Consider the following 5281-nt stretch of genomic DNA (forward strand, 5'->3'; position numbering starts at 1 on the left):
GCTTGTTGCACTTGATATGATACAAGAAGAAGAGAGAACGAGAGGAAGGGAGACGCCGTCATGATGATTCCCGTGATGCTCAAGGACGGTACCGACGAACTGGTGCAACCGCATGTCCTGGACCGATTGCTGGAGGAAAACCGTATCATGTTCTTCAAGCGTTCCACTGGATGGGTGGTTGTCGGCCGTGATTCCTTGCGGGGAATGGGTGGAGAGGTGTACGAAGGGAAGGAAAGGCGTTCCGAATTGCGGAGGCAACACTGATGAAGAAACGCGCCGAAAGGTGCGTTTCTTAGCCTCCGCAGGCCAGAGATCCGGTCGGACGCAAGAATAGAAGTTCACTCCGGCCATTGCTTGTTGACAAGCTTCGGCAAATCCGGTAAAAAGACGCCCCCGGTGGCACTGAAGGGGGCGTCGCTAGCGGTCTTCGATCATCCCCCCGCATCCGCCAGAAAATCCTTTACAGCTCCCATCCCCTGGTGTATTCTGCTCAACCTGCGGAGAGGTGACCGAGAGGCCGAAGGTGCACGACTGGAAATCGTGTGTACCGCAAGGTACCGAGGGTTCGAATCCCTCCCTCTCCGCCAGATTTCATCTGATCATCGCCGGCCTTCATTGCCGTCAGAAGTGACAGCCGGGTCCCGCGCAACGGACGGTCGCGAACCCCGTCAGGCCCGGAAGGGAGCAGCGGCAGCGATCTTTGCCGTGTGCCGCGGGGGTGCCTGGCTGTCACTTGTGCCGGCAATTCCATTCGGCTACCCCCGCCGGCCAATTCCCTTTCTCCACGGAGATCCTTGAGCCCCATGTCGTACCTGGTACTGGCCCGCAAATGGCGGCCCCAGAGCTTTGCGGACCTGGTCGGACAGGAGCACGTCAGCCAGACCCTGAGCAATGCCATTCAGGCGGGGAGGGTCCACCACGCCTTTCTGTTTACCGGCGCCCGCGGCGTCGGTAAAACGTCTGCCGCCCGCATATTCGCCAAGGCTCTCAACTGCGAGGAGGGCCTCTCTGCCCAGCCTTGCAATCAGTGTCCTTCCTGCGGAGAAATCACAGCCGGCCAGGGTGTGGACGTCTTCGAAATTGACGGAGCATCCAATACAGGCGTCGACGACATCCGGGAACTGCGGGAGAATATCCGCTATCTTCCCTCCCGTTCCCGCTACAAGATCTTCATCATCGATGAAGTTCACATGCTCTCCATTAATGCCTTCAACGCCCTGCTCAAGACCCTGGAGGAACCTCCCGGTCACGCCAAGTTCATTTTCGCCACCACCGAGCCGCACAAGATCCCCGTCACCATCCTGTCCCGGTGCCAGCGCTTTGATTTTCGTAAAATCGCCCTGCCGATGATCAGTGCCAGGCTCCGGGAGATAGTCGATGCCGAGGGGATTGAAATTTCGGACCGCTCGTTGGCCCTCGTGGCCCGGCGGGGTGAGGGGAGCATGCGTGATGCCCTTTCCACCCTCGATCAGGTCATCGCCTTCTGCGGCGAAGCCGTCGGCGACGAGGATGTGCAGAGCCTGCTGGGGATGGTTGATCGGCGCCTGTTGCTGGATACCGCCGAAGGCATTGTCCGACGGGACAGTCGTATGGCCCTGGAGGCGGTGCGGCGAGTGGACGATCTGGGGCATTCCTACCGCCAGTTCAGTCAGGAACTGGTGGAGGTCTTTCGCGCATTGACTCTCTGCCGGGTGCTTGCGGACCCGGGCGAGATGCTCGATGCCACTGCCGATGAACTGCGGGAGCTGCAGACTCTGGCCGCCTTGGGAACCCTGGAGGATCTTCAACGGGCGCTCACCGTGCTGGTGCGCACCGAGATCGACCTGGCTTCCTCCTCCTTCCCGCGCCTGACCTTGGAGATGGCCCTGGTCCGGCTGGCTCATCTGCCTCCGGCCCGGGATGTGGGCACCCTGGTGCGCAAGATCGAGGATCTGGAGCGCCGCCTTGCCGGCGATGCGGACAGACTTCCTGTCGCCTCGCCCTCCCTCCGGCCTTCGGCCCCGGCCCAGGAGACTGCGAGGGACGCAGGCCCTCCGCCAAAAAAGCCTGAAGCCCCGGCGTCCCCCGCCGCCGGCGGCAAGGGGTGGCAGGGACTGGTCGAGCATGTCAGGGAGAAGCGTCGCCCGGGAATTGCCTCCATACTGGAGCAGGCCAGTCTGCTGACTTTTGAGCTTCCGCTGATGAAGATCGGACTGCCAAAGGGGTCCTTTGCCCTCTCCCAGTTGGAGGATAACGAATATCTTGAGGATTTGAGCCGGCTGGCCGAGGAATATTTCCAGCAAAAGATCGATGTCCGGATCACGGCTCTTGACGAACGGCAGGCTAACGCGCCCCCCTCCCTGGCCGAGGAACGCCAGAGCCGGGAGACTGACCGTAAAAAACGCCTTCGCGAAGACGCCCTCTCTCATCCGATGGTAAAGACCGCCCTCGAGGTCTTCAGCGGCGAGGTCAGGGAGGTCAAGGCGATCGACAAGGGATTCGTCTGAAGTCGGTGTGTGGCAAGTGACAAGGGTTCGAAAAGACCAATCAAGAACTAGATAGATGGAGGTTTCAGGATGTCCAAAGGTCTCGGCAATATCATGAAGCAGGCCCAGCTCATGCAACAGAAAATGGCCCGCATGCAGCAGGAACTCGAAAGTCGTGAAGTAGAAGCTACCGCCGGCGGCGGCATGGTGACCGCGGTGGTTAATGGTAAACAGCAGCTTCTTTCCCTTAGAATCGAGCCGGTCGCTGTCGACCCGGAAGATGTCGAAATGCTGCAGGACCTGGTGATCGCAGCAGTCAACGAGGCGATTAAGAAAAGTCAGGAAATGATGCAGGAAGAAATGGGCAAGATCACCGGGGGATTGAATATTCCGGGCTTGTTCTGACCAAGGAGCTGGTTCCGGATGCTCGGAGCGGATCAAGGCGTCAAGTAGATAACCCCAAGATCAGAAGCTTTCACCACAGAGGCACAGAGGCCACGGAGAAAATCAATAAAACCAGAAGGTTTTTCTCTGTGTTCTCCGTGTCTCTAGTAAGCGAAGCAAACGGGTGGTGAAACGATTTTCCGGTTTGGTGCTGTCAGGCCTTAATTTACTGGAGCCAAGTGCATAACCAGACTAATTTTTTTAATCGTTTTAAACGTATTGTCCGGAAAATTTGGTTACCATAAAAAGAATAAAACACCATTTCAAATTGTTGGATTTTTAGAAAAACCCATGTTAGACTCCATCCCGTCTTTCGCCCGGCTGGTTGCCGAGCTGGCTAAATTTCCAGGCATCGGACAGAAGACCGCCACCCGATTGGCCTTTTTTATTCTGCGCCAGCCAATCGGTGAAGCGGAAGCCTTGGCGGGAGCGATTCGGGAACTGAAAGAGAAGATCCGTTTCTGTTCCCGCTGTTTCCACATTACCGAGAGCGACCCCTGTCCTCTTTGTACCGATCCGTCACGCGACGATGCCCTGTTGTGTGTAGTGGAGGAGCCGCAGGATCTCATCGCTATTGAACGCAGCCGCTCTTTCCGGGGACGTTACCATGTTCTGCATGGGGCGCTTTCGCCTCTGGACGGCGTTGGACCTGAAGAAATCAAGATCTCCGGACTGCTGGACCGCCTCAAGGAAGGGGCGGTGCGGGAGGTGCTGGTCGCTACCAACTTTACCGTCGAGGGGGAGGCTACCGCGCTCTATCTGGCGCGCCTGCTCCGTCCTCTGGGTATCCGGGTGACCCGGCTGGCCCACGGCATTCCAATGGGGAGCGATCTGGAATATGTGGACGATGCCACCGTAAACCGTGCGGTGGAAGGACGCCGGGAGATCTGACGCGCGTCCATTGTCTTTCCCCGTTGCCCGTGTATACTGCATACTTTGTTAGCCCAAGGTCATTCTCCGGCAGGACTCGAATGCTCCGCCCTTGCCCGGGCGCATACCGTTTCCCGCCGAACAGATTCCGCACTGAGGAAGTACTCAAAGAAAAAGGAGGAGTTCATGTCCCGAAAGATGGTAAACATTGACGGCAACACCGCCGCGGCTCACGTGGCGCATGCCACGAACGAGGTCATTGCGATCTACCCGATCACCCCGAGCTCGGTGATGGGGGAGATCTCCGACGCCAAGAGCGCGGTCGGTCAGAAGAACATCTGGGGGACCGTCCCCAAGGTGGTGGAGATGCAGTCCGAAGGGGGCGCCGCCGGCGCCGTTCACGGGGCTCTGCAGGCGGGGGCTCTGACCACCACCTTCACCGCCTCCCAGGGCCTGCTGCTGATGATCCCCAACATGTACAAGATCGCCGGCGAGCTGACCTCCACCGTCTTCCACGTCAGCGCCCGGGCGATCTCGGCCGCGGCGCTCAACATCTTCGGCGACCACTCCGACGTGATGGCCTGCCGGCAGACCGGTTGGGCCATGCTGTGCTCCAACAACGTGCAGGAGGTCATGGACTTCGCCCTGATCGCCCAGGCCGCCACCCTCGAGTCGCGCGTCCCCTTCCTGCACTACTTCGACGGCTTCCGCACCTCCCATGAAGTGCAGAAGGTCGAAGAGCTCACCTTCGACGACATGCGCCACATGATCGACGACGAGCTGGTGCGCGCCCACCGGGGCCGCGCCCTCTCCCCCGATCATCCCGTGCTGCGCGGCTCCGCCCAGAACCCCGACGTCTACTTCCAGGGACGCGAGTCGGTCAATCCCTACTACACCAAGGTTGCCGGCATCGTCCAGGCCGCCATGGACAAGTTCGCCGCCCGCGTCGGCCGCCAGTACAACCTGGTCGACTACGTCGGCGCCCCCGACGCCGAGCGCGTCATGGTGGTCATGGGAAGCGGCGCCGACTGCGCCGAGGAGACCGTCAACCACCTCGTCTCCAAAGGGGAAAAAGTCGGGCTGCTCAAGGTGCGCCTGTTTCTGCCCTTTCCCATCGCGCAGTTCGCGGGGGCCCTGCCCAAGACCGTCAAGAAGATCGCCGTTCTCGACCGCACCAAGGAGCCCGGAAGCATCGGCGAGCCCCTCTACCACGAGGTGCGCACCGCCATCGGCGAGGCCATGGAAGAAGGTCTGCTCACGCTCGATCGCTACCCCAGCATCGTCGGCGGCCGCTTCGGCCTCGGCTCCAAGGAATTCTCCCCGGCCATGGCCAAGGCCGTCTTCGACAATCTCTCCCTCGACAAGCCCAAAAACCACTTCGTGGTCGGGATCAAGGAAGACGTCACCGGCTGCAGCCTCGACTACGACGAGAGCTTCAAGATCCCCAGCAACGTCTACGCCGCCATGTTCTACGGGCTCGGCTCCGACGGCACCGTCGGCGC

Annotated in this window: 4 protein-coding genes, 1 tRNA gene, 1 other RNA gene and 1 pseudogene; all 7 read left to right on the top strand. The window is 60.0% G+C overall.

From position 1 onward, the window contains the following. Positions 1-60: 60 nt before the first annotated feature. Positions 61-264, top strand: a complete 204-nt coding sequence (locus DTF_RS0117675; RefSeq protein ID WP_027716402.1) for a GSU3473 family protein — start codon at positions 61-63, stop codon at positions 262-264. Between the two features lie 235 nt (positions 265-499). After that, positions 500-587 (top strand) — tRNA-Ser (locus tag DTF_RS0117680). Positions 588-632: 45 nt separating this feature from the next. Continuing rightward, positions 633-731, top strand: an RNA gene (gene ffs / locus DTF_RS26290) — signal recognition particle sRNA small type. Between the two features lie 72 nt (positions 732-803). After that, on the top strand, positions 804-2486 hold the full coding sequence (dnaX, locus tag DTF_RS0117685; protein WP_027716403.1) for a DNA polymerase III subunit gamma/tau: 1683 nt from the start codon (positions 804-806) through the stop codon (positions 2484-2486). Between the two features lie 69 nt (positions 2487-2555). Continuing rightward, on the top strand, positions 2556-2870 hold the full coding sequence (locus tag DTF_RS0117690) for a YbaB/EbfC family nucleoid-associated protein (RefSeq protein WP_027716404.1): 315 nt from the start codon (positions 2556-2558) through the stop codon (positions 2868-2870). A 330-nt stretch (positions 2871-3200) separates the two neighbouring features. Then, complete coding sequence (gene recR, locus DTF_RS0117695; RefSeq protein WP_027716405.1) at positions 3201-3800, top strand: recombination mediator RecR; 600 nt, start codon at positions 3201-3203, stop codon at positions 3798-3800. A 165-nt stretch (positions 3801-3965) separates the two neighbouring features. Then, positions 3966-5281, top strand: a pseudogene (locus DTF_RS24285) (pyruvate:ferredoxin (flavodoxin) oxidoreductase); the annotation flags it as partial.

It is taken from the genome of Desulfuromonas sp. TF (genome assembly GCF_000472285.1).
Classification (GTDB): Bacteria; Desulfobacterota; Desulfuromonadia; order Desulfuromonadales; family ATBO01; genus ATBO01.

Bases quoted from the DNA above. Each gene is read 5' to 3' on its own strand.
- DTF_RS0117690 (WP_027716404.1), top strand. From the start codon at position 2,556: ATGTCCAAAGGTCTCGGCAATATCATGAAGCAGGCCCAGCTCATGCAA.
- dnaX (WP_027716403.1), top strand. From the start codon at position 804: ATGTCGTACCTGGTACTGGCCCGCAAATGGCGGCCCCAGAGCTTTGCG.
- DTF_RS0117675 (WP_027716402.1), top strand. From the start codon at position 61: ATGATGATTCCCGTGATGCTCAAGGACGGTACCGACGAACTGGTGCAA.
- recR (WP_027716405.1), top strand. From the start codon at position 3,201: ATGTTAGACTCCATCCCGTCTTTCGCCCGGCTGGTTGCCGAGCTGGCT.